Below are 21446 nucleotides of genomic sequence, written 5' to 3'. Positions count from 1 at the left end.
CGGTCGCAGGAGAGACGCCTGGCGCACCGGGTGCGGTTGCCCGCTCAGCCGACCAATTTCTCCAGCTCGGCCACCGGGAAGCCACCGGCGGGGATCCGCTCGCGGACCGCCCGGCGGACCGCGACCTGCACGGCCGCGTTGACCGGGGTGGGCACCCCGTGCAGCCGCCCGAGCAGCACGATCTCCCCGTTGATGTGGTCGGTCTCGGCCGAGCCGGCGCCCCGGGCCAGGCTCTGCCAGGTGGAGCCGCCGGCGCGGTCCTCCCCGTCGACCGGCCGGTAGGCCACCAGGTCACCACGTTCGGTGGCCTCCTCGTCCCGGCTGGTGTGCGGGATTCCGGCGGCGGCCAACGCCGCCTCGCCCTCGGCGCGTACCCGCGTCGACAGCGACTCCGGCATGTCCCGGCCGAGCAACGCCTGGAGGCCGTTGCCGAGGTTGACCAGCAGCTTGCCGTACTTCCAGCGCATCACGTCGTCGCGCACCGGGGCGACGAAGCCGGCGGCGGTCAGGTCGGCGGCGATCGCCCGGCTGGTGTCGTCGGCGCCGCTCGGATAGCGGCCGAGGTGCAGCATGCCCGGGTGCGGGTGCCCGTTGGCGACGACCACGCCCGGCTCCAGGTGGGTGGCGGGCAGCCAGACGCAGACCGGGTGCACCCGGGCGAAGAGGCGCAACGCGGCCGGCTCGTTCGCCACGCCGTTCTGGGCGAGAAGCACCGGGAGCCGCTCGGCGGCCGTCCCGCCGCCCTCGACCGGGGCGTCCGCCCACGCGGTCAGCGCCGCCTGGGTGTCCTGCGACTTGACCGTCAGAACCAGCACCGTGTCGGCCGGCAGCGGCGCGCCGTCCGGGCCGGCCACCGCCGGCAGCCGGCCGGTCACCGTCCGCTCCGGCGTCCGCAGCGTCAGGCCCCGCTCCCGCACCGCGTCCAGGTGCGCGCCGCGCGCCACCAACGTCACGTCCCGGCCGGAGTCGGCGAGGAGTACGCCGATGGTGCCGCCGACCGCGCCCGCCCCGATGATCACGTATCGCATCCGTCCGATTCTGCCCCGACGCGGCGTGGGCCGCTGTCCGGCACGGTCCGGCCGGGGCGCGATCCGCCGTCCGCCGGGTCGGCCGGGCCCGGGCGGCCGGGCGGGCTCGGCCGGGTCCGTCGGGCCGACCGGGTCAGCAGGGTCCAGCGGGGCAGCCGGGCCGGGTCAGCCGGTGAGGCCGACCTCGGCGAGGAGCGGGCCGGTGAGCAGCAGCGTGCCGGCGACCAGCGCACCGAGCGCGACCAGCAGGAAGAACCCCACCCAGAACAGCGGCGGGAACGGCGTCAGCCGGGCGAGCTGGTCGGCGTCCGACTGGGGCATCCGGCCCCGACTGCGTTGGCGTCGCAGCTCGAAGACCGGCCGCACGCCGCCGACGAGCAGGAACCAGATCGAGGTCCAGGCGAAGGCCGCCTGCACTTCGGGCGGCGTGTACCAGGAGACGGCGAGCACGATGCCGCCGGTGACCAGCAGCGACAGCGCACCGAACAGGTTGCGGATGAGCACCAGCATGGCCAGCAGCAGCGCCACCGCCAGCCAGAGCAGCAACGTGATCCGGTTGCCGGCGAGCAGCCACGCGCCGCCGAGGCCGAGCAGCGACGGCGCGACGTAGCCGGCGAGCAGCGTGAGGATCATGCCCGGCCCGTCGGGACGACCGGCGGAGAGCGTCAAGCCGGACGTGTCCGAGTGCAGCCGGATGCCGTGCAGCTTGCGGCGGGTGAGCAGCGCCATCAGCGCGTGGCCGCCCTCGTGCGCGATCGTCACCGCGTTGCGGGCGATCCGCCAGGGCACCCGGGCGGCCACCACCGCGACCGCCACGACGGCGGTGAGCACCACCAGCAGGGGCGGCGGGTCCGGTTGGGCGCTGGTCAGCGTGTCCCAGAGCGTGGTCAGGCCGTCGATCAGGGGCATGGGCGGGGAGCCTACCGCCCCGAGCCGTGTCGTTCGACCGGTCGCGTCTCATAAAGTGTGAGACTGATCGGGCGTGGTCAGGGAGCGGAGGTGAGGTCGGTGAGCGCAGCTCCGTTGGGGCCCTACAGCTCGCACGTAGGTCCGTGGACTGAGGCCGACTACCTCGCATTGAGCGACAACCGCGGCCGCATCGAACTGCTCGACGGGAGTCTGATCGTGAGCCCTGCTCCGAGCCGACGGCACCAGCGGGTGGCGCGACGACTGGCGAACTCCGTGGAGGCCGCGGCCGAGCCAGCCGGCCTGTTCGTCTACGACGCCGTCAACGTGCGGCTGGGCGTCGACCGGATCGTGATTCCGGATCTCGTCGTCACGGATGCCGACGATGACGGCGTGATTCTCGACGCCGAACGCGTGGCGCTCGTCGGTGAGATCGTCTCGCCGGGTAACGCCGCCGCGGACCGCCTGGTCAAGATGCAGCTCTACGCGATCGCCCGGATCCCGTTCTATCTGCTGGTCGAGCAGGACGGCGACAGCCACTCGCTGCGGCTGCACCGGCTCGACGGGGGCCACTACGTCGAGGACGCCGTGGCCAAGGCCGGTGAGACGCTCAGCGTCACCGAGCCGTTCCGCTGGGCGATGGACCCGGGCACCCTCCGCTGATCCGGAACCACCCCGCCACCTGGGATGACGACAACCGTCGATGAAAATTTCCTTGCACCCCTCTTGCGATCTAGGGCACTAACCTCCAAAGATGAGCGTCAATCAGTAGACGTCCTCTGGAGGCATCCATGGCCCACACCAGGTTCTCCGTACGCCGGCTGTTCGCCGCCGGCCTGACCGTCGCCGCCACCGCGGCCGCGGCCCTCGTGGCGACCGCCGGACCGGCCGCCGCCGCCACCACGCCCGGGATCGACGTCTCCCGCTACCAGGGCAGCATCAACTGGACCAGCGTGCGCAACGCGGGCATCCAGTTCGCCTTCATCAAGGCCACCGAGGGCACGAGCTACAAGGACCCGAACTTCAACTCGAACTACGTCAACGCCTACAACGCGGGCGTGATCCGGGGGGCGTACCACTTCGCCCGGCCCAACATCTCCGCCGGCTCGACCCAGGCCAACTACCTGGCCAGCAACGGCGGCGCGTGGTCCGCCGACAGCCGCACCCTGCCGGCCGCGCTGGACATCGAGGGCAACCCCTACAGCGGAGGCTACTGCTACGGCCTGAGCACCACCGGCATGCGCAACTGGATCCAGGACTTCCTCAACACCTACCGGTCCCGCACCGGCCGGTACGCGGTCATCTACACCACGACGAGCTGGTGGAACCAGTGCACCGGAAGCTGGACCGGCCCGTGGGCCAACCACCCGCTGTGGCTCGCCCGCTGGGCCAGCTCGCCCGGCACCCTGCCGGCCGGCGCGCCGGTGTGGAGCTTCTGGCAGTACACCAGCACCGGCAGCGTCTCCGGGATCAGCGGCAACGTCGACCGCAACTACTGGAACGGCGACCGGAGCCGACTGATCGCCCTGGCGAACAACACCTGACGCGCGCCCGTCGTCATCGGGACCGCCTCGCCACGGGGCGGTCCCGCTGTCGTCGTACCGTCGGGGTCGTCGTCGCCCGGTCAGGCCCGGCGGCGTGCGGTGGCCGGCACGGGCACCGCCGTGCGGCGGGTCCAGCGCCACGCCGCCACCCCCGCGAGGGTGAGCGTGAGCACGCCGAGGATCGCGACCGGCGCGGACAGGCCGGCGCTGACCAGGAGCAGCACGACGTCCCCGAGCGCGACGAGCATCCACAGTGCCAGCCGGGTGCCGGTGTCCCTGCGTCGGTAACCCATGTCGCACCTCCTTCCGTCGTCAGAGGTGTTCATACCCCCGAGGACGGAAAGCCATGCGAACACGTTTCGTGATGCGGGAATACCGGATCAGTTGACGCGGTCCGGCACGAAGCCCTTGGTGATGATGTCGAAGGCGGCGAGGTTGGCCTCCCAGTCCTTCGCCGGCACCTCCCAGCGCAGCGCGTAGCCCCGGTTGCTGGCCGTCGCCACGCCCCGGTTGCGCACGTGGAAGCGGGTGCCGCCGTCACGCGTCTCCAGCCAGTCCCAGTCGGCGCAGGTGCGGAAGTAGGGGTCGCACCGGGTGATGCCGACCAGCTTGTAGGCGTCGACGTAGTTGCGCCGCGACGACTCCTGCGCCTTCCAGTCGGCGTACGCGTCCTTCTTCGGCGAGTCCGTCCACTGGATGAACAACACGCGACGGGCGCCGCCGACCTCGTAGAGCACGACCTGATTGCCGCTGGGCTTGGCCCGCCAGCCGTCTGGAACCGGCACCTGGAAGCCGTTGGAGCCCTTGTAGTAGCGCCAACCGGCCGGCAGCACGAACCCCGACGGGGATGGGCTGGCCGACGCGGACGGGCTGGTCGACGGACTGCCGCTCGGCGAGGCGCTCGCGCTTGGCGGGGCGGCGCTGGCGCTCGGCGCGGGCGGGGCCGCCGACCCCACCGAGCTGCCGGCCGTCGGTTGACCGCCGTCGCCGGAGTCGTCGCCGTTGTTGAGCAGCGGCAGCGCCACCGCCAGGCCGACCAGCAGCACCAGCACCAGCGCGCCGATGAGGAGGTTGCGCCGGTTCGGCGCCGTCTTCGTCCCGGGCAGCACGGTGGCCCGCCCGGTCGACGAGGCGGGGCTGACCGGCGCGGCGCTCAGTGGCGCGGGGCTGACCGGCGAGGCCGGGCGCTGCGCCGGGGCGGCGGGAACGGGCTCACCGTCGAGGCGGGTCTCGTCCAGCGCCGGGTCGGCGTCGTCCACCCGGGTCTCGTCGACCGGCGGGGTGGGGTCGAGCTTCGTCGTCGGCTCGGCGGCCGGCGGGGTCACCTTCGCGGTCGGGCCGGCGTCCGAGGTGGGCGCCGGCACCTTCGCCGTCGGGTCGGCGGCGACCGCCGCCGTACCCCCGGTGGCGGCGACCGCGCCGGCGGCCGAACTGTCGTCGCGTTCGGCCTGGTCGGCCGGGCGCGGCGCCGGCACCAGCGGCGGTCGCGGCGCGCGCGGACCGTTCGGCCCCGGCCGGCGTACGCCGTCCAGCAGCGAGATGCCCTTGGCCCGCCGACCGGCGGCCTTGCGCAGCATGCGCTCCGCCACCTCGGCGGTGATCCGCTCGTCCGGGTCCTTGCGCAGCAGGCCCTGGAGGACGGGCTTGAGCGGCCCGGCGTTGCGCGTCGGCGGCAGCGGCTCGGTGGCGAGCGCGGCCAGGGTGGCGATCGCCGACGGGCGGGCGTAGGGCGACTTGCCCTCGACGGCGGCGTAGAGCGTGGCGCCGAGCGACCAGAGGTCGGCCTCCGGCCCCGCCGTGCCGTCGCGGGCGCGCTCCGGCGAGATGTACGCGGGCGAGCCCAGCACCATGCCGGTGCGGGTCACGTTCGGGTCGCCGGGAATGGTGGCCAGGCCGAAGTCGGTCAGCACCACCCGGCCGTCCTCGCCCAGCAGCACGTTGCCCGGCTTGACGTCGCGGTGCATGATCCCGGCCTTGTGCGCGGCCTTCAGCGCGCCGAGCACGCCCAGCCCGATCTCGACCGCCTTGGCCACCGAGACCGGACCGTCCTCGGCGATGGTGTCCTGCAACGACTTCGACGCCACGTATTCCATGACGATCCACGGGTCGCCGTCGGTGCGCAGCACGTCGAAGATGCGGACCACGTTGACGTTGTTGAGCCGGGCGATGGCCCGCGCCTCACGCAGTGAGCGTTCCCGCATCTCGCGGCGCTCCTCCGGGGTGAGGCCGGGCGGCGGGACCAGTTCCTTGATGGCCACGTCCCGGTGCAGCACCTCGTCCCGCGCCTTCCAGACGCGGCCCATGCCACCCTGGCCGAGCGGTGACAGCAGCCTGTACCGGTCGGCGACGAGTTGGGGGAGCGCGTTCGACATCGCTGAAACCGTACCCGGCCGCCACGACGCACACACCGCCGGCACGCCACTGTCCGGCGAAGGTCGAGTTCCGGACGCGTACCCTGGGCCCATGTCTGCCGAAGAGCCGATGTTCCGGATCGTCCGTGGCGTGCCCACCGCCGAGGAGCTGGCCGCTCTGGTCGGCGCGATCGTGGTGCGCACCCGCCCGGTCGCGGTCGCCGCGCCGGCCGCCGTCTCGCACTGGTCCCGCAGCGCCCGCCCGGCCGGCGCGAGCCCGCTCGCCGGTCCCGGCGCGTGGCGCGCCTCAGGTCTCCCCCGCTGAAACCTTCCCCGCGTACGGGACCCGTACCGGGACTGCCGGGATCCGCGCGGAGCCATTAACCTCACTCAGGGAAACCGTGCGGTGACGGGCAGGGAGGTCCGATGATCCCGGAGGACGACCGGCCAGCCGGCTGGCTACGCGACTACGGCGGCATCGAGGCCGACATCCAACAGATGCGCGAGTTCGCCGACCGCCTGCAGGACGAGGTCACGCGCAACTACTCCCCCCACCTGTCGTACATCGCCGACGACATGAAGGCCCCGGTGCCCAACCCGGCCGACGCCTTCGTCGAGCTGGTGCAGTTCATGCAGGCCCACCACGAGACCCAGAAGGCCGCCGTGAGCGCGGTGTGGGACCTGGCCCCCGCCACCGGCAGGCTGGCCGACGCCGCCGGCCGGATCGCCGCCCACTACGGCGACGCGGACGCGTTCTCCTCGGCCCGCGTCGCCGACGTCGAACGGGCGCTCACCACCCCGTCCACCGCCGTCACGCGTCCGATGCCGCCCCTGGCCGACCCCACCGCAACCGATCAGGGGCAGCAGGTGGTCCTGCCGTGATCGAACGGGGCGGCGGACGCACCGCCGGGCTCACCGACTGGCAGCTGATGGACGTCTCCAGCATGTGGGCGTGCCTGCAGGACCAGGACACCACCGGCCAGTGGAAGCAGGTCGCCGGCTGGCGGAAGGTCTGCGACCTGGCCCTGGCGCACCTGAGCCGGTTGCGCGAATACCGGCGAGGGCTCGCCGAAGCGTGGCCGCCCGAGACCAACGCGGCCGCGCGGGCGTACGTCGCCGAACTCGACCAGCTCATCGAACGCGTACAGCACACCCACGACGCCGCCGCCGCGAACTACGACGCGCTGGCCGCCGCCGCGCGCGCCATCGGCAGCGCCCGCACCGAGCTGCGACCGCTCTACGACGAGTACGCGACCAAGCTGCGACAGAAGCAGGCGTACGAGACGACGATCGCCGACCCGAAGGCGGTGGCGGGCAGCCGGCTTCCGGAGCGGCCCCCGGTGACGGACGAGGACCTGGAGCGGTTGAACGTCAGGGCGCGCGGGTTGATGACGGGATTGAGCGGAGAGCTCCAACAAGCCCAGGTCATGCTCCGCCAGCCTCCAGCCCCACCACGGCCGCCTCGCGATTCCGCTTCGCCGGATGGAGCCGAGGGCGTGGGCGGCGTCCCGATCATTCCTCCGGTCGTCCCAGCAGCGATCGCGCCGACATCAACGCCTGCCGGTACGTCCCGGCATTCGCCACTGCCCCCGCAGCCCGGTCAGACGTCACCTCCTGTTCGCGTCACAGGCCCCGTCCTCGGAGGTGCCTCACCAGGGGTAGTTACCGGCCCAGCAGGCCCGAATCCGAGCTTGGTAACTCCGGTAAGTGGCACTTTCCCCGGCCCTTCAAACTCTGGCTATCCACCAGCACTTCCACCGAACTTCAGACCAAATTCTGACTCTCCTCGGGTTGGCAGACCACCCGTGCCGCCGGGCGCAGTACCTCAGCCGAGTAGCCCAGCATCCACTCAGCGCCCTGTCCCACCTAGCTTGATCGGTGGAATGCCGGGCACCAACGCCAGCCAGCCGAACCGATCCCCGGCGATGCGGAAGGTCAATCCGGTCGGGGGCGTGATCGGCGGAGGAGGCGCCGGCACCTCTCCCACTGGCGCCGCCGGCTCTCGACCCGGCGGCGTTCGTGCTGCCGGCGCGAATATGATGCCGCCGAGCGGAAGCCCAGCAGGCATGGCATACCCATTCGGCGAGAACAGGAGCCGCAGAGAGCAACCTGGGAAGGCATGGGATAGAGACAATCCCTGGGAGACAGATAAGGGCGTCGAACCGGTCATGCGGCCACCAGAGGACGAGGGGCCAATTGATCCAGGCCCAGCCATTGGGCTTGATAAGTGAGTCGGATAGTCACACTATTACCCATCATTGCATCTCTCGCAATTCCCTCCCTTACCCCTATCGACCTAAACAAGCCAAGAGCAGGCCGAATCGTTTCGGCATCCACCAAGCAATGGCACCTAGGCTTCTTACACGCCACGCAGGCGCAGCGGTCAAGTCAAGGGACGGGAGTGGTCGTTGCAGTCCTCGATACCGGCGTCGCCGCTCACCCGGCCCTGATACCAAACTTGCTCAACGGAGCGGACGTAACTCCTGGGGGGTCCGGCAACGGCCAACGGGATACGAACGGGCACGGGACCGCGATGGCCGGCCTAATCGCAGCAACGAGCGATGGAAGTAGCAAAACTCTTCAAGGAATAGCACCAAGAGCTAAGATTCTGCCCGTAATAGTTGCACCACCGAATGGCCAAGGCGACGCCGATTCACTCGCGGATGGGATTGATTTCGCCGTCTCGCGCGGCGCGACAGTAATCAGCATCTCAAGCGTGGGCGGCGTGACCCAAAGGCTCGTCCGAGCCGTAAATTCGGCAATCATGGCAAACGTGACACTAGTCGCTTCCGCAGGGAATCGCCCAGCGGACGGTTATGTCGGCTACCCGGCAAGCGAACCCGCAGTAATCGCGGTTGGTGGAGTTGACCGCAATGGGAATCATGCCGCCATCTCGGTCAGCGGGCCGGAGATCGATGTCGTTGCGCCCGCTGTAGACATCTATAGCACTGGGCTAAACGGAGGCTACCGGGTCGGCACCGGCACGTCCGATGCCACTGCGATCGTGGCTGGCGCCGCCGCGCTCATCCGCTCCAAATACCCCAACCTTCCCGCCGCAGAGGTCGCGCACCGACTGACCGCGACCGCTGTCGACAAGGGCCCACCCGGCCGCGACGACCAGTACGGCTACGGGGTGATCGATCTGGTCGCCGCGCTCACCGCCGACGTCCCTCCGCTCGGCTTCGAGTCGACCGGCGTCACCGCCCCGGCCCCGACCGCCGCCGCACCCGACGCCGGTGGCGACAACAGCACCGCCCGAGGGCTCGCGACCCTGGGCGCCCTGCTGGCGGCAGGCGGCGCCTACCTCGTCTGGCGTCGTCGTCGACGTGCCGACGGCCCGCCACCGAGGATCAGCCGGTAGCGTCGGCGGGGTGCTGAACTCCGTGCCGTTGCGTCTCGTGCTCGCCTCGCAGAGTCCCGCCCGCCGCAAGCTGCTCCAGGCCGCGGGGATCGAACCCGACGTGCTGGTCAGCGGTGTCGACGAGTCGCTGGTGGTCAGCGAGCGGGCCGAGGACCTGTGTCTCGAACTGGCCCGGCTAAAGGCCCAGGCCGTACTCGGTCGACTGCGGTCCACCGCGGAGGAGCGCACGCTGGTGCTCGGCTGCGACTCGGTGCTCGCGTTCGACGGTGAGATTCTCGGGAAGCCGGCGGACGCGGCGGACGCCACTCGGCGGTGGCGGCGGATGCGGGGGCGTAGTGGCGTCCTGCACACCGGGCACTGCCTGATCGACGTGGTGCACGAGTCGCGCGCCGAGGCGGTCGCCTCGACCACGGTGCACTTCGCGGACATCAGCGACGAGGAGATCGCCGCGTACGTGGCGACGGGCGAGCCGCTGGCGGTGGCCGGCGCGTTCACGATCGACGGGCTGGGTGGGGCGTTCCTGACCGGCATCGAGGGCGACCCGGGCACGGTGGTGGGCCTGTCCCTGCCCCTGTTGCGTCGGCTTCTCGCCGAGTTGGACCTTCGCATCGTCGATCTGTGGACGAAGGTCGCGCCGGGGGGCCAGGAGATCGAGCATCTCGGCTAACGTCCGGGCATGAGCACGAAGCCGCTACCGCTGACCCCGGAACTGCACGCCTATCTGGTGGCCCACGGGTCCGCCCCCGACGAGGTGGTCCGCGACCTGGCCGAGGAGACCCGGGCGGCCCTTCCGGCCGAGGCGGACATGCAGGTCGCTCCCGAACAGGCGGCGTTCCTGACCTTCCTGACCCGGTTGCTCGGGGTGCGGCAGGCGGTGGAGGTGGGGACGTTCACCGGTCTCTCCTCACTCGCGATCGCCCGGGGGCTGGCCGACGGTGGTCGACTGACCTGCTTCGACATCTCGGCGGAGTACACCGACGTGGCCCGGCGTTACTGGGCCCGCGCCGGGGTGCAGGACCGGATCGAGCTGCGCATCGGGCCGGCCGCGGACGGGCTGCGCGAGCTGCCCCGGGAGCGTCACCTCGACTTCGCGTTCATCGACGCGGACAAGGTCGGCTACCCGGTCTACTGGGACGAGCTGGTGCCCCGGATGCGCCCCGGCGCGGTGATCGCGGTGGACAACACCCTGCGGGCCGGTCGGGTGCTCGCCCCGCGCAACGCGGACGATCGGGCGATCGCCGCGTTCAACGACGAGGTCCTCGCCGACGTCCGCGTCGAGGCCGTGATGCTGCCGATCGCCGACGGGGTCACGCTCGCCCGCGTGCGCTGAACCAGTTCGCCGAGGTGGCGGTATCGAGGCACGCCGGACACCGCCACCTCAGCGAAGTGGAGTCGATCAAGCGGGCGCGACACCGGGCGCCAGGGCCCGGCCCAGCCGCATGGTCAGCAGCACGGCCACCGCGATGAACACGGGCAACAGCAGGAAGGCCCGGTGCGGGCCGACGCCGTCGGCCACCCAGCCGAGCACGACCGGCGCGATCCCGAAACCAACCCCCATCGAGTACGACGACCAGCCCGCCGCCCGATCGGTGGCCGTGCCGGCGGCCGCGAGAGCGATGGAGATCGCCAGCGGGTAGTGGAGGGCGTTGCCCAGCCCGAGCACGACCAGGCCGGTGACCGCCAGCCAGCCGATCGGGCTGGCCCAGAACAGGGTGAACCCGGCGAGTGAGACGGTGAGGGCGCCGAGCAGCAGCGGCACCGGTGGCCAGCGCAGCGCGGCCCGGCCACCGGCGGCCCGGCCGACGAACATGCCGCAGACGATCGCCGCGACACCCGCCGACGCGCCGCCGGCACTCAGTCCGGCATGGCCGCGGAGCACGTCGGCGGTCCAGAGCGACAGGCAGACCTCGATCGAGCCGGTGACCGACATCAGAACCCAGGCGATCCAGTACGCCCGCGGCAACCGCGCGGACGCCGCCCGCATGCCCGCATCGAGGCCTCGGCAAGGTCCTGATCCGCTCGAACGAGATCTCACCGAAACCTCGCCCGACCCGCGGGCGAGCACAGCGGAGGCGCCCGCCGCGGGAGCCACAGCGCCGGGAGCGACAGCGCCAGGAGTAACAGCGGCGGGAGCGACAGCGGCGGCAACGGGCGCGGGCGCGGCCGATGGGGAAGCGACGCCAACGGGGGCGGCGGCAGCCGCGGTAGCGGGGGCGTCCTGCGGCAGGCGTACCCGGAAGGTCAACGCGGCGAGCGCGACCAGCGTGATCAGCCCGACCTCGACGGCCATCACCGGTCGCCAGCCGACGCCGGCGTCCACCGTGACGCCGATGGTCAGCGGCGCCAGGATGCCCATGCCGGCGCAGGCGGCGTTGGCCTCGGTGAGCGCGGCGGGCGCAGCCGGCCCGTGCCGGGCGGTGAGCACCACGTTGACGCCGCTGATCACCATCATGCCGAAGGTGGCGACGACCGCCACGGCGGCGATGGTGGCGGGCAGCGGGTGGAGCAGGCCGAGCGCGGTGACGCCGGCGGCCACGCCGGCGAGGCCGAGCCAGATGGCCGGGCCCCGGCCGTAGCGGCGGGCGACCGGGGCGAACAGCGCGCCGCCGGCGAGCGCGCCGACCGCGATGCCGGTGCTGTGCAGGCCGGCGACGGCGGCGCTGGTGCCCTGTTCGTCGCGGAGCAGCGGTACGACGGGGCCGAACCCGTAGAGGAAGAAGCCCCAGAGGCCCAGCTGCGCGTAGGTCAGCCAGGTGGTCCGGTCACGGGTGAGGCGAGGCACCGGCCCGACGCTACGCGCGCACGACCGGCGCCTCGCCTTGAGTGAGAGGCAGCTCTCCCCGGGTGTTAAGAGGGGGCCCTTCCTCTACCGGAGGCGTTAATAGGGGGCCCCTCCTTTCATCTCACGCTGCGGGCGAACTGGCGGGCGGCCCAGACCACGCCGGCCACGGCGAGCACCGTGATGATTGCCAGCCCCTGCCAGACCTTGTCGTTGCCGAGGTCGCCGCCGAAGAGGGCGCGGGTGCCGTCGACGGCCCAGGAGAACGGGTTCCACTTGGCCACGCCCTGGAGCCAGCCGGGGGCGAAGGTGAGGGGCAGCAGGATGCCGGAGAGCAGCAGGACCGGCTGGGCGACCGTGTTCATCAGCGGGGCGAGCGCGTCCTCGCTCTTGACCTTGAGCGCGACGCCGTAGGAGACGGCCGAGGTCATCAGCGCGATGAGGGCGAGCATCAGGTAGGCCAGCAGCAGGTAGCCGATGAAGACGCGCAGGTCGAACAGGAGCGCCAGGAGGGTGATGATGACGGCCTGGGCGATCAGCGAGACCACGTCGCGCAGGGAGCGGCCGAGCAGCAGGGCGAGTCGGCTGACCGGGGTGACCCGGGAGCGTTCGATCACCCCGGCGCGCAGCTCGGCGATCAGGCCGAAGCCCTGGAAGAGGCCGCCGAAGATGGCCAGCAGCACGAGCAGGCCGGGTACGAAGATCTTGTACGCGGCGGCCTGGGTGGGCGCGTTCAGGGCCGGCTTGAGCAGCGGGGCGAAGAGCAGCAGGTACATCACCGGCTGGAAGACGCCGACGAAGACCCAGACCGGGTTGCGCAGCAGCAGTTGCGCCTGGCGCTGGAAGATCAGCCAGGTGTCGCGGGCGAGTTTCATGACAGTTTCTCCGGGGGTCAGGACTCGCGCAGCGAGCGGCCGGTCTTGGTGAGGAAGACGTCGTCGAGGCTGGGTCGGTGCAGTTCGATCGAGCGCAGCTCCACCCCGGCGTGGTCGAGGCGGCGCAGCACCTGCGGGATGGCGACGGCGCCCTCGTCGACGTAGAGACGCAGGCCGCCCTCGTCGGCGGTCTCCAGCTTGGTCACGTACGCCTCGGTGTCGAGCAGTTGGGCGGCGTGCGGGGTGGTCGCGGCGTCCAGGCCGACGATCACCACCTCGCCGGAGATCTCGCGCTTCAGCTCGGCCGGGGTGCCCTCCGCGACCACCTCGCCGTGATCCATGATCGCGATCCGGTCGCAGAGAGCGTCGGCCTCGTCGAGGTAGTGCGTGGTGATGAAGACGGTCATCCCCTCGGTGCGCAGCCGCCGGATCTCGTCCCACATGTGGGCGCGGCTCTGCGGGTCGAGGCCGGTGGTCGGCTCGTCCAGGAAGACGATCTTCGGCTCGTGGATGATGCCGAGCGCGATCTCCACCCGCCGGCGCTGGCCGCCGGAGTAGGTCTTGCACTTGCGGTCGGCGTACTCGGTGAGCTGGAACGCGTCCAGCGCGCGGGTGGCGCGCCGCTGGGCGTCGGCCTTGGAGATGCCGTAGAGGCGGGCCTGGAGCACCAGTTCCTCGCGGGCGGTGGACTCGTCCCAGGTGCTGCCGCCCTGGGGCACGTAGCCGATCCGCCGGCGCACCCCGGCCGGGTCCTTGCGCAGGTCGGCCCCCGCGACGGTGGCCTGGCCGCCGTCCGGCTCGATGAGGGTGGCGAGCATCCGGAGCGTGGTGGTCTTGCCGGCGCCGTTGGGCCCGAGGAAGCCGAAGATCTCCCCCTCGGCGACGTCGAGGTTGACGCCACGGACCGCGTCCACGGTCTTCGTCTCGCGACCCGCGCGGGAGCGGAAGGACTTCCGCAGCCCCCTGGTCTCGATCATTTCTGCTCCTGGTCGTCCGGGCCGGACGTGACCGGCCGCCGATCGTCCGCGGGGAGGACGCACGACTCCCCCGCGGCTCCTGCCGAGGCTAACGCGATATAACTCTTCTAGTCAACGTTGATTATTTCTTGTCCCCGTCCGTCCAGCCCGACCAACCCTCGGCCTGCTCCATCCCCGCGGGGAGGTAGGACACACCGGACTCGATCCGCTCCGCGATCCGCTCACACCAGGCCGTCTCCGCCTCGGCCCGGGCCAGCCACAGCTCGAACATCCATCCGACGTGCACCGGTTTGCGGTTGCGCACCCAGTCGGAGTCCAACGAGGCGCGCATCGACTCGACGCCGGCGCGGAGCAGGTTGGCGCGGTTGCGCAACGCCGCCGCGGCCTCGTCGCGCGGCATCGCCGGCAGGAACGAGAACGCCGCCACGAACGGGTCCGGCGACTCCTGGACCTGCCACCACTGGGCCCGCAGCAACGTCTCGAACTCGTCCTCGCCCTTCGCCGTCACCTCGTACGTGGTGCGGGCCGGACGGGCGCCCACCTGCTCGACCGACACGGTCCGCAGCAGCCCCTCGTCGGTGAGCTTGCGCAACGCGTGATAGATCGAACCGGGCTGGACGTTCGCCCACTTGTCCGCGCTCCAACTCAGCAGCTCGCGGCGCACGTCGTAGCCGTGCACCGGCTGCATCCACCTGACCAGGCCCAGAATCATCATCCGCGTCGCCGACACCGGACAAGCGTAATAGCCAAGTTTGACTACAGTGCCACATCCCACACTGAGCGATCGTTAGGGCCAGCATGCCGGCCGATACACTCCCGGCATCGACCTCCCGGGAGGAGCCCCCAAGGTGCGCAAGGTTCTCATCGCCAACCGCGGCGAGATCGCCGTCCGCGTCATCCGCGCCTGCCGCGACGCCGGCCTGGCCAGCGTCGCCGTCTACGCGGACTCCGACCGGGACGCCCTGCACGCCACGCTCGCCGACGAGGCGTACGCCCTCGGCGGCGACACCGCGGCGGACAGCTACCTGCGCATCGACAAGCTCATCGACGTGGCCGCCCGCGCCGGCGCGGACGCCGTGCACCCCGGCTACGGCTTCCTCTCCGAGAACGCCGACTTCGCCCAGGCCGTCATCGACGCCGGGCTGACCTGGATCGGCCCCACCCCGCAGGCGATCCGCGACCTGGGCGACAAGGTGACCGCCCGGCACATCGCGCAGCGCGCCGGCGCGCCGCTGGTGCCCGGCACCCCGGACCCGGTGGGCAACGCCGACGAGGTGATGGCGTTCGCCGTCGACCACGGGCTGCCGGTCGCCATCAAGGCGGCCTTCGGCGGCGGCGGGCGCGGCCTCAAGGTCGCCCGCACCATGGAGGAGATCCCCCACCTGTTCGAGTCGGCCACCCGCGAGGCGGTCGCCGCGTTCGGCCGGGGCGAGTGCTTCGTCGAGCGCTACCTGGACCAGCCGCGCCACGTCGAGGCGCAGGTGCTGGCCGACCAGCACGGCAACGTGATCGTGGTGGGCACCCGCGACTGCTCGCTGCAGCGCCGGCACCAGAAGCTGGTCGAGGAGGCGCCCGCGCCCTTCCTCAGCGACGCCCAGCGCGCGCAGATCCACGACAGCGCGAAGGCGATCTGCCGGGAGGCCGGCTACCACGGTGCCGGCACGGTGGAATACCTGGTCGGCGCGGACGGCACCATCTCCTTCCTGGAGGTCAACACCCGGCTCCAGGTGGAGCACCCGGTGACCGAGGAGACCGCCGGCATCGACCTGGTACGCGAGCAGTTCCGCATCGCCGACGGCGAGAAGCTGCGCATCACCGAGGACCCGACGCCGCGTGGCCACGCCATCGAGTTCCGGATCAACGGCGAGGACCCGGGCCGCAACTTCCTGCCCGCTCCGGGCACCGTCACCGCGCTGCGGTTGCCGTCCGGCCCGGGTGTCCGGGTCGACACCGGCATCTCGGCCGGCGACGTGATCGGTGGCAACTTCGACTCGCTGCTGGCCAAGGTGATCATCGTCGGCGAGACCCGCACCGAGGCCCTGGAGCGGGCCCGCCGGGCGCTCGACGAGATGGTGGTCGAGGGCATGGCCACCGCGCTGCCCTTCCACCGCCTGGTGGTCCGCGACGAGGCGTTCACCGCTGAGCCGTTCACCGTGCACACCCGCTGGATCGAGACGGAGTTCGACAACACCGTCCCGGCCTTCACCGCCGCCGCCGGTGACGCCGAGGCTCCGGCCGAGCGCGAGACCGTCGTGGTCGAGGTGGGCGGCAAGCGGCTGGAGGTCGTCCTCCCCGCCGGACTCGGCGCGGGTACGGCGACCGCCGCGCCCGCCGCGAAGAAGCCGGCCCGCCGGGGTGGCGGGGGCAAGGCGGGCGCCGCGGTCAGCGGTGACACGCTCACCTCCCCCATGCAGGGCACCATCGTCAAGATCGCCGTGGCCGACGGCGACACGGTCGCCGAGGGCGACCTGGTCGTGGTGCTGGAGGCGATGAAGATGGAGCAGCCGCTGCACGCGCACAAGGCCGGCACGGTGAGCGGGCTGGCCGCCGAGGTGGGCGCCGTGATCACGGCCGGCGCCGCGATCTGCACCATCGCCTGAGGTGTAAGGAAGGGCCCCTTCTTAACGCCTGAGGTAGAGAAAGGGCCCCTTCTTAACAGCGCGGGGCCGGGTGGTCCTTGCCACCACCGGGGGCGGGAGCGCGCCCGGGCGGGAATGATGTTCGGGTGCGGTTCCTTCATGGCGCGGTCCCCGCGCACGACCTGACCTACAACGACGTCTTCATGGCGCCCAACCGCTCGCAGGTGGGCTCCCGACTCGACGTCGATCTGTCCTCCGGCGACGGCACCGGCACCACCATCCCGCTGGTGGTGGCGAACATGACCGCGGTGGCCGGCCGGCGGATGGCCGAGACGGTGGCCCGGCGCGGCGCCGTGGCGGTGATCCCGCAGGACATCCCGATCGAGGTCGTGGCCAACGTCGTCGGCTGGGTCAAGCAGCGGCACCTGGTGCACGACACCGCGATCACGCTGGGTCCGACCGACACCGTCGGCGACGCGATCCACCTGCTGCCCAAGCGCTCCCACGGCGCGGTCGTCGTGGTCGACGCGGACGGGCGGCCGATGGGCGTGGTGACGGAGGCGGACACCGTCGGGGTGGACCGCTTCGCCCAGCTGCGGCACGTGATGTCCACCGAGCTGCACACCGTGCCGGCGGACGCGGACCCGCGTACCGGATTCGACCGGTTGTCGGCGGGCCGGCGGCGGCTCGCGCCGGTGGTGGACGGCGAGGGCCGCCTGGTCGGCGTGCTGACCCGGCAGGGCGCGCTGCGCGCCACGCTCTACCGGCCGGCGGTGGACGACCGGGGCCGGCTGCGCATCGCCGCCGCGGTGGGCATCAACGGCGACGTCACCGGCAAGGCCGCCGCGCTGCTGGAGGCGGGGGTGGACACGCTGGTGGTGGACACCGCGCACGGTCACCAGGAGCGGATGCTCCAGGCGCTGCGGGCGGTGCGCAAGCTCGACCCGGGGGTGCCGGTGGCGGCGGGCAACGTGGTCACCGCGGACGGCGTACGCGACCTGGTCGAGGCCGGTGCGGACATCGTGAAGGTCGGTGTCGGGCCGGGCGCCATGTGCACCACCCGGATGATGACCGGCGTGGGCCGCCCGCAGTTCTCCGCGGTGCTCGACTGCGCCGCGGCGGCCCGCTCGCTGGGCCGGCACGTCTGGGCCGACGGCGGCGTACGGCACCCGCGGGACGTGGCGCTGGCGCTGGCCGCGGGCGCCTCGAACGTGATGATCGGCTCCTGGTTCGCCGGCACCTACGAGTCCCCCGGCGATCTCTACACCGACGCCGACGGCCGGCGCTACAAGGAGAGCTTCGGCATGGCCTCGTCGCGGGCGGTGAGCGCCCGGACCGCCGAGGACAGCGCGTTCGACCGGGCCCGCAAGGCCATCTTCGAGGAGGGCATCTCCTCGGCCCGGATGTACCTGGACCCGAACCGCCCGGGCGTCGAGGACCTGATCGACGAGATCATCTCCGGGGTACGCAGCGCGTTCACCTACGCGGGCGCACGCAGCCTGGAGGAGTTCCACGAGCGGGCGCTGGTCGGCGTGCAGAGCACCGCCGGGTACACCGAGGGGATGCCGCTGCCGACCAGTTGGTGACCGTTCAGGAGAAGAGCCGGCCGACCACCGCACGGGCGGCGGGCTCGGGGTCGGCGCCCACCCGGGACGGGAGGGCGCCGGCCAGCCACAGCTCGGCGAAGCCGTGCGCGATCGACCAGGCGGCCAGCGCGTCCGGGTCGGGTTCCCGGCCGGTGTGCCGGGCCACCCCGCCGCGCAGCAGCTCCCCGGTCCGCTGCCGGGCCGCCACCAGCTCCGGGTCGTCGGCCCGGTAGAGGTCCGGACGGAACATCACCTCGAAGTGCGCGCGGTGCCGGACCGCGAAGACGACGTACGCGACGCCGCTCTCCCGGAAGTCGTCGCCCGCCCCCCGCAGCGCCTCGCCGAGCTTGTCGAAGCCCTGGATGGCGAGCGCGGTGAGCAACCCCGCCTTGTCACCGAAGTGGTGCGCGGGCGCCGCGTGCGAGACGCCGGCCCGCCGGGCGAGATCGCGCAGGCTCAGCGCGGCCGGCCCGGATTCGGCGATCGCGTCCACGGCGGCGGCCAGCAGCGCCCGGCGCAGGTCCCCGTGGTGGTAGGAGCCGGAGGACGTCATGACCCCCACCCTAACTTGTCATTGACAAGATGGCATCCACGCCGGCAATCTTGTCGCTGACAAGATTGCTCGACGGAGGGATGAGCCGTGGCACCCCTGATCGCACTCCTCACCGGCACCGCCGTGGCCCGGATCGCCGGCCTGCTCGGCGTGGACGCGCTCGACGGCTGGCATCCCGCGCTGCGGGTCGGCCTGGCGCTGATGCTCGTGCTGACCGGCACGGCCCACTTCGCCTCCCGGCGGGCGGACCTGATCGCCATGGTTCCGCCGGCGCTGCCCCGGCCGGACCTGCTGGTCACGCTCACCGGCGTGCTGGAACTCGGCGGCGCGGTCGCCCTGCTGCCGCCGGCGACCGCGCGCTGGGCCGCGGCCGGCCTGGCGCTGCTGATGCTCGCCATGTTCCCGGCCAACGTCTCGGCCGCCCGCCGCCGGCTGACGCTCGCCGGCCGACCGGTCACCCCGCTGGCCACCCGGACGGCGCTCCAGCTCGTCTTCGTGGCCGCCGCGCTCGCGGTCGCCCTGGGCGACTGACCGCGCCCTCGGCCGCGCCCGGTGCACATCCGCCGTCCGCGCGCCGCGGTCCAGGTGCCGGGCTGCGGTGCGGTGCCGGGCAGCCGCCCGACGGCTGCGGGCGGGGTGCCGGACCGACCGGAGAACGGCGTGCCTGCCGACCCGGATCGGCAGGCACGCCCCGGCCTCAGACCCGCGCCGGCTCCGCCCCGGCCGGCGGGGCGTCCCCCGTCACCTCGGCGCGCACGCTCGGCAGGCGCAGGCAGGCGAGCAGGCCGACCAGCAGGAACCCGGCCGCGGTGAAGGCGGCGTACCGGGTGGCGTCGGAGAAGGCCGCCTTCGCCTCCTCGGCGATCGGCGCGGTACGCGGATCCGCCGCCAGCCCGCCGATCGCCGCGCCGGCGCTCTCCTTCACCGCGCTCACCACCTGGTCCCGACCGGCCGGGTCGAGGCCGGGCTGGTCGGCCAGCCGGTCGCCGAGGAGGCCGCCGAGGCCGGCGAAGAGCACGGTGCCGAGCACGGCGATGCCGAGCGCCGAACCGACCTGCCGGGCGGTGCTCTGCAGTCCGGAGCCCTGCCCGCTGCGCCGGACCGGCACCTCGGCCAGCGAGACGCCGGTGAGCTGGGCGGTGGCGAGACCGACGCCGATGCCGTAGACGAAGAGGAACGCCAGTGGCGCCCACCAGCGGGTGTCCGGGGCCACCACGAAGCCCAGTCCGGCGACGCCGACCAGCTCGGCCGCGACGCCCAACTGGACCACCCGGGCCGCGCCCCACCGCTGGGTCAGCGGCGCACCGATGCCGCTGGCCAGGAAACTGCCCACGGCGAGTGGCAGCAGCGCCAGGCCGGTGCGGAAGGCGCTGTAGCCGAGCACGTTCTGGAACCACAGCGGCAGCGCGAAGAGCAGGCCGAACTCGCCCAGGCTGACGATCGCCGCGGCCAGGATGCCGTTGCGGAACGAGCCGATGCCGAACAGCGACAGGTCGAGCAGCGCGGGTCGCCCGGCGCGGTTGCGGCGGACCTGCTGGGCCAGGAAGACCCCGAGTGCGGTCAGCCCGGCCAGCGCGGCCACCGGCACCGGGGAGATCGAGGCGGTCCAGTCGAGGCCGAAGAGGCTGAACGGGCGTTCCCGCTCCCACCAGCCGTAGGTGCGTCCCTCGATGAGCGCGAAGACCACGCCGGTCATGCCGACCACGGAGAGCAGCGCGCCGAGCAGGTCGACCCCGCGTTCGGCGCGGTCGTCCCGGGACTCGGCGACCAGCAGCAGGGTCGCCCCGATCACGGCCAGGCTGACCGGGACGTTGATGCCGAACGCCCACCGCCAGGAGTACGTGGTGGTGAGCCAGCCGCCGAGCAACGGGCCGAGCGCCGCCGCGCCGCCGATGGTCGAGCCCCAGACGGCGAATGCGATGCCCCGCTCCCGGCCGGTGAAGTTGGCGTTGAGCAGGGAGAGCGAGGTGGGCAGCATCATCGCGCCACCGATGCCCTGCAGCACCCGGGCGCCGATCAGCGCCTCGCCGGAGCCGGCGAGTGCCGCCAGCACGCTGGCCACCACGAAGACGCCCACGCCGGCGACGAACATCCGCCGCCGCCCGGACCGGTCGGCGAAGCGGCCGGCGACCAGCAGCAACGCGGCGAAGACCAGGGTGTACGCCTCCTGCACCCACTGGGCGTCGGTCGAGGTGATGTCCAGGTCCCGGATGATCTGCGGAACCGCGACGTTCACGATGGTGGCATCCACGATGATCATCGCCACGCCGAGGCTGATGGCGAGCAGCCCGAACCAACGTCCGCGCCCGTCGCTGCGCATGGCACCCCTCCCGCTTTAGCTAGATTTTCTAGCTACCTGAGATGCTAGCTTTAACCCGTGGAGGGGTCGCCGTCAACCGGAGAGGCCACGCCCGCCGGCCGGCCGCCGAGCAGCGAGGCCGCCCGGGCGCTGCGTGAGATGCTGCGGGTCGCCGGGGACACCCGGGCCGCGTTGGCCCGCCGCCTCGGCATCGGCGCGACCGACGCCGCGGCCATCGACCACCTGATCTCCAGCCCCGAGCCGCTGGGCCCGGTGGAGCTGGGCAACCGTTTGGGCATCCGGTCCGCCTCCGCCACCACGCTCGTCGACCGGCTGGTCCAGGCCGGACACGTCGCCCGCGCCCCGCATCCGCACGATCGCCGGCGCCTGACCCTCCAGGTGACCGAGCACGCGGTCGGCGAGGTGCTGGAGGCGCTGCGGCCCATGCTGGTCGGCGTCGACCGCGCGGTCGCCCGACTCACCCCCGAACAGGCCGAGGCCACCGCCACGTTCCTGCGCGAGGTCGCCGAGGTGATGCGGGAGTACGTCGCCACCGCGCCGGACGAGCCGCCCCGCGCCCGTACCGAGCGTGGCTGAGGGCACTCTCA

At 72.4% G+C, this 21446-nt stretch carries 21 protein-coding genes; 11 read left to right on the top strand and 10 right to left on the bottom strand.

Features of this window, described 5'->3' with window-relative positions:
- Positions 1-44: 44 nt before the first annotated feature.
- A complete protein-coding gene (locus ACN27B_RS14040) occupies positions 45-1028 on the bottom strand; it encodes a ketopantoate reductase family protein (RefSeq protein WP_396822343.1) in 984 nt (327 codons plus the stop codon).
- 165 nt (positions 1029-1193) lie between these two features.
- On the bottom strand, positions 1194-1937 hold the full coding sequence (locus ACN27B_RS14035; protein WP_099162577.1) for a M50 family metallopeptidase: 744 nt from the start codon (positions 1935-1937) through the stop codon (positions 1194-1196).
- A gap of 99 nt (positions 1938-2036) precedes the next feature.
- Between ACN27B_RS14035 and ACN27B_RS14030 the strand changes: the two genes are divergently transcribed.
- Both ACN27B_RS14030 and ACN27B_RS14025 read left to right on the top strand, forming a co-directional pair.
- Positions 2037-2597 carry a Uma2 family endonuclease gene (locus ACN27B_RS14030; protein ID WP_422745328.1) on the top strand — a complete coding sequence of 187 codons (561 nt, stop codon included), beginning with the start codon at positions 2037-2039 and terminating at the stop codon, positions 2595-2597.
- Between the two features lie 128 nt (positions 2598-2725).
- Positions 2726-3478 (top strand): GH25 family lysozyme, encoded by a 753-nt coding sequence (locus ACN27B_RS14025; RefSeq protein ID WP_091582155.1) that lies wholly within the window; start codon positions 2726-2728, stop codon positions 3476-3478.
- Between the two features lie 80 nt (positions 3479-3558).
- Here ACN27B_RS14025 and ACN27B_RS14020 read toward each other — a convergent pair whose 3' ends face one another.
- Positions 3559-3771, bottom strand: a complete 213-nt coding sequence (locus ACN27B_RS14020) for a hypothetical protein (protein WP_091582158.1) — start codon at positions 3769-3771, stop codon at positions 3559-3561.
- A gap of 87 nt (positions 3772-3858) precedes the next feature.
- A complete protein-coding gene (locus tag ACN27B_RS14015) occupies positions 3859-5850 on the bottom strand; it encodes a protein kinase domain-containing protein (RefSeq protein WP_422745324.1) in 1992 nt (663 codons plus the stop codon).
- Positions 5851-5941: 91 nt separating this feature from the next.
- On the opposite strand from ACN27B_RS14015, the gene ACN27B_RS14010 reads away from it, so the two are divergent.
- The 5 genes from ACN27B_RS14010 (at position 5942) to ACN27B_RS13990 (ending at position 10520) form a co-directional block, all read left to right on the top strand.
- Positions 5942-6154, top strand: a complete 213-nt coding sequence (locus ACN27B_RS14010) for an acyl-CoA carboxylase subunit epsilon (RefSeq protein WP_099162580.1) — start codon at positions 5942-5944, stop codon at positions 6152-6154.
- 101 nt (positions 6155-6255) lie between these two features.
- On the top strand, positions 6256-6711 hold the full coding sequence (locus ACN27B_RS14005; protein WP_422745322.1) for a hypothetical protein: 456 nt from the start codon (positions 6256-6258) through the stop codon (positions 6709-6711).
- A gap of 1345 nt (positions 6712-8056) precedes the next feature.
- Positions 8057-9190, top strand: a complete 1134-nt coding sequence (locus ACN27B_RS14000) for a S8 family serine peptidase (protein ID WP_422745320.1) — start codon at positions 8057-8059, stop codon at positions 9188-9190.
- A 10-nt stretch (positions 9191-9200) separates the two neighbouring features.
- Positions 9201-9857 carry a Maf family protein gene (locus ACN27B_RS13995; RefSeq protein ID WP_091582175.1) on the top strand — a complete coding sequence of 219 codons (657 nt, stop codon included), beginning with the start codon at positions 9201-9203 and terminating at the stop codon, positions 9855-9857.
- 9 nt (positions 9858-9866) lie between these two features.
- Entirely contained in the window at positions 9867-10520 is a 654-nt protein-coding gene (locus tag ACN27B_RS13990; protein WP_091582178.1) for an O-methyltransferase, read from the top strand.
- A gap of 66 nt (positions 10521-10586) precedes the next feature.
- On the opposite strand, the gene ACN27B_RS13985 is transcribed toward ACN27B_RS13990, so the two are convergent.
- From ACN27B_RS13985 to ACN27B_RS13970, 4 genes are all read right to left on the bottom strand, one after another.
- Positions 10587-11972 (bottom strand): MFS transporter, encoded by a 1386-nt coding sequence (locus ACN27B_RS13985; RefSeq protein ID WP_422745316.1) that lies wholly within the window; start codon positions 11970-11972, stop codon positions 10587-10589.
- A 116-nt stretch (positions 11973-12088) separates the two neighbouring features.
- The gene (locus tag ACN27B_RS13980) at positions 12089-12844 is read right to left on the bottom strand and encodes an ABC transporter permease (RefSeq protein ID WP_099162586.1); all 756 of its coding nucleotides are present in this window, start codon (positions 12842-12844) and stop codon (positions 12089-12091) included.
- A 17-nt stretch (positions 12845-12861) separates the two neighbouring features.
- On the bottom strand, positions 12862-13821 hold the full coding sequence (locus tag ACN27B_RS13975; RefSeq protein WP_099162587.1) for an ATP-binding cassette domain-containing protein: 960 nt from the start codon (positions 13819-13821) through the stop codon (positions 12862-12864).
- Positions 13822-13942: 121 nt separating this feature from the next.
- Entirely contained in the window at positions 13943-14536 is a 594-nt protein-coding gene (locus ACN27B_RS13970; protein ID WP_091582194.1) for a PadR family transcriptional regulator, read from the bottom strand.
- A 133-nt stretch (positions 14537-14669) separates the two neighbouring features.
- On the opposite strand from ACN27B_RS13970, the gene ACN27B_RS13965 reads away from it, so the two are divergent.
- Complete coding sequence (locus ACN27B_RS13965) at positions 14670-16421, top strand: acetyl/propionyl/methylcrotonyl-CoA carboxylase subunit alpha (RefSeq protein ID WP_422745313.1); 1752 nt, start codon at positions 14670-14672, stop codon at positions 16419-16421.
- Positions 16422-16546: 125 nt separating this feature from the next.
- Positions 16547-17986 (top strand): GuaB1 family IMP dehydrogenase-related protein, encoded by a 1440-nt coding sequence (locus tag ACN27B_RS13960; protein ID WP_099162590.1) that lies wholly within the window; start codon positions 16547-16549, stop codon positions 17984-17986.
- A 4-nt stretch (positions 17987-17990) separates the two neighbouring features.
- Here ACN27B_RS13960 and ACN27B_RS13955 read toward each other — a convergent pair whose 3' ends face one another.
- Entirely contained in the window at positions 17991-18539 is a 549-nt protein-coding gene (locus ACN27B_RS13955) for a TetR/AcrR family transcriptional regulator (RefSeq protein WP_099162591.1), read from the bottom strand.
- 87 nt (positions 18540-18626) lie between these two features.
- On the opposite strand from ACN27B_RS13955, the gene ACN27B_RS13950 reads away from it, so the two are divergent.
- Positions 18627-19070 (top strand): DoxX family protein, encoded by a 444-nt coding sequence (locus tag ACN27B_RS13950; RefSeq protein ID WP_099162592.1) that lies wholly within the window; start codon positions 18627-18629, stop codon positions 19068-19070.
- Between the two features lie 166 nt (positions 19071-19236).
- Here ACN27B_RS13950 and ACN27B_RS13945 read toward each other — a convergent pair whose 3' ends face one another.
- Positions 19237-20859 carry a DHA2 family efflux MFS transporter permease subunit gene (locus ACN27B_RS13945; protein WP_422745309.1) on the bottom strand — a complete coding sequence of 541 codons (1623 nt, stop codon included), beginning with the start codon at positions 20857-20859 and terminating at the stop codon, positions 19237-19239.
- 138 nt (positions 20860-20997) lie between these two features.
- Here ACN27B_RS13945 and ACN27B_RS13940 point away from each other — a divergent pair, with 138 nt between their 5' ends.
- Positions 20998-21435 (top strand): MarR family winged helix-turn-helix transcriptional regulator, encoded by a 438-nt coding sequence (locus ACN27B_RS13940; protein WP_172968031.1) that lies wholly within the window; start codon positions 20998-21000, stop codon positions 21433-21435.
- Positions 21436-21446: the final 11 nt, after the last annotated feature.

Origin of the sequence: Micromonospora sp. WMMD754, assembly GCF_049315235.1 — a bacterium.
In the GTDB taxonomy this organism is placed as follows: domain Bacteria; phylum Actinomycetota; class Actinomycetes; order Mycobacteriales; family Micromonosporaceae; genus Micromonospora; species Micromonospora sediminicola.
This window is presented reverse-complemented; position numbering and strand designations above follow the sequence as displayed.

Bases quoted from the DNA above. Each gene is read 5' to 3' on its own strand.
- ACN27B_RS14040 (WP_396822343.1), bottom strand. From the start codon at position 1,028: ATGCGATACGTGATCATCGGGGCGGGCGCGGTCGGCGGCACCATCGGC.
- ACN27B_RS14035 (WP_099162577.1), bottom strand. From the start codon at position 1,937: ATGCCCCTGATCGACGGCCTGACCACGCTCTGGGACACGCTGACCAGC.
- ACN27B_RS14025 (WP_091582155.1), top strand. From the start codon at position 2,726: ATGGCCCACACCAGGTTCTCCGTACGCCGGCTGTTCGCCGCCGGCCTG.
- ACN27B_RS14020 (WP_091582158.1), bottom strand. From the start codon at position 3,771: ATGGGTTACCGACGCAGGGACACCGGCACCCGGCTGGCACTGTGGATG.
- ACN27B_RS14015 (WP_422745324.1), bottom strand. From the start codon at position 5,850: ATGTCGAACGCGCTCCCCCAACTCGTCGCCGACCGGTACAGGCTGCTG.
- ACN27B_RS14010 (WP_099162580.1), top strand. From the start codon at position 5,942: ATGTCTGCCGAAGAGCCGATGTTCCGGATCGTCCGTGGCGTGCCCACC.
- ACN27B_RS14005 (WP_422745322.1), top strand. From the start codon at position 6,256: ATGATCCCGGAGGACGACCGGCCAGCCGGCTGGCTACGCGACTACGGC.
- ACN27B_RS13990 (WP_091582178.1), top strand. From the start codon at position 9,867: ATGAGCACGAAGCCGCTACCGCTGACCCCGGAACTGCACGCCTATCTG.
- ACN27B_RS13980 (WP_099162586.1), bottom strand. From the start codon at position 12,844: ATGAAACTCGCCCGCGACACCTGGCTGATCTTCCAGCGCCAGGCGCAA.
- ACN27B_RS13975 (WP_099162587.1), bottom strand. From the start codon at position 13,821: ATGATCGAGACCAGGGGGCTGCGGAAGTCCTTCCGCTCCCGCGCGGGT.
- ACN27B_RS13970 (WP_091582194.1), bottom strand. From the start codon at position 14,536: ATGATGATTCTGGGCCTGGTCAGGTGGATGCAGCCGGTGCACGGCTAC.
- ACN27B_RS13955 (WP_099162591.1), bottom strand. From the start codon at position 18,539: ATGACGTCCTCCGGCTCCTACCACCACGGGGACCTGCGCCGGGCGCTG.
- ACN27B_RS13945 (WP_422745309.1), bottom strand. From the start codon at position 20,859: ATGCGCAGCGACGGGCGCGGACGTTGGTTCGGGCTGCTCGCCATCAGC.
- ACN27B_RS13940 (WP_172968031.1), top strand. From the start codon at position 20,998: ATGCTGCGGGTCGCCGGGGACACCCGGGCCGCGTTGGCCCGCCGCCTC.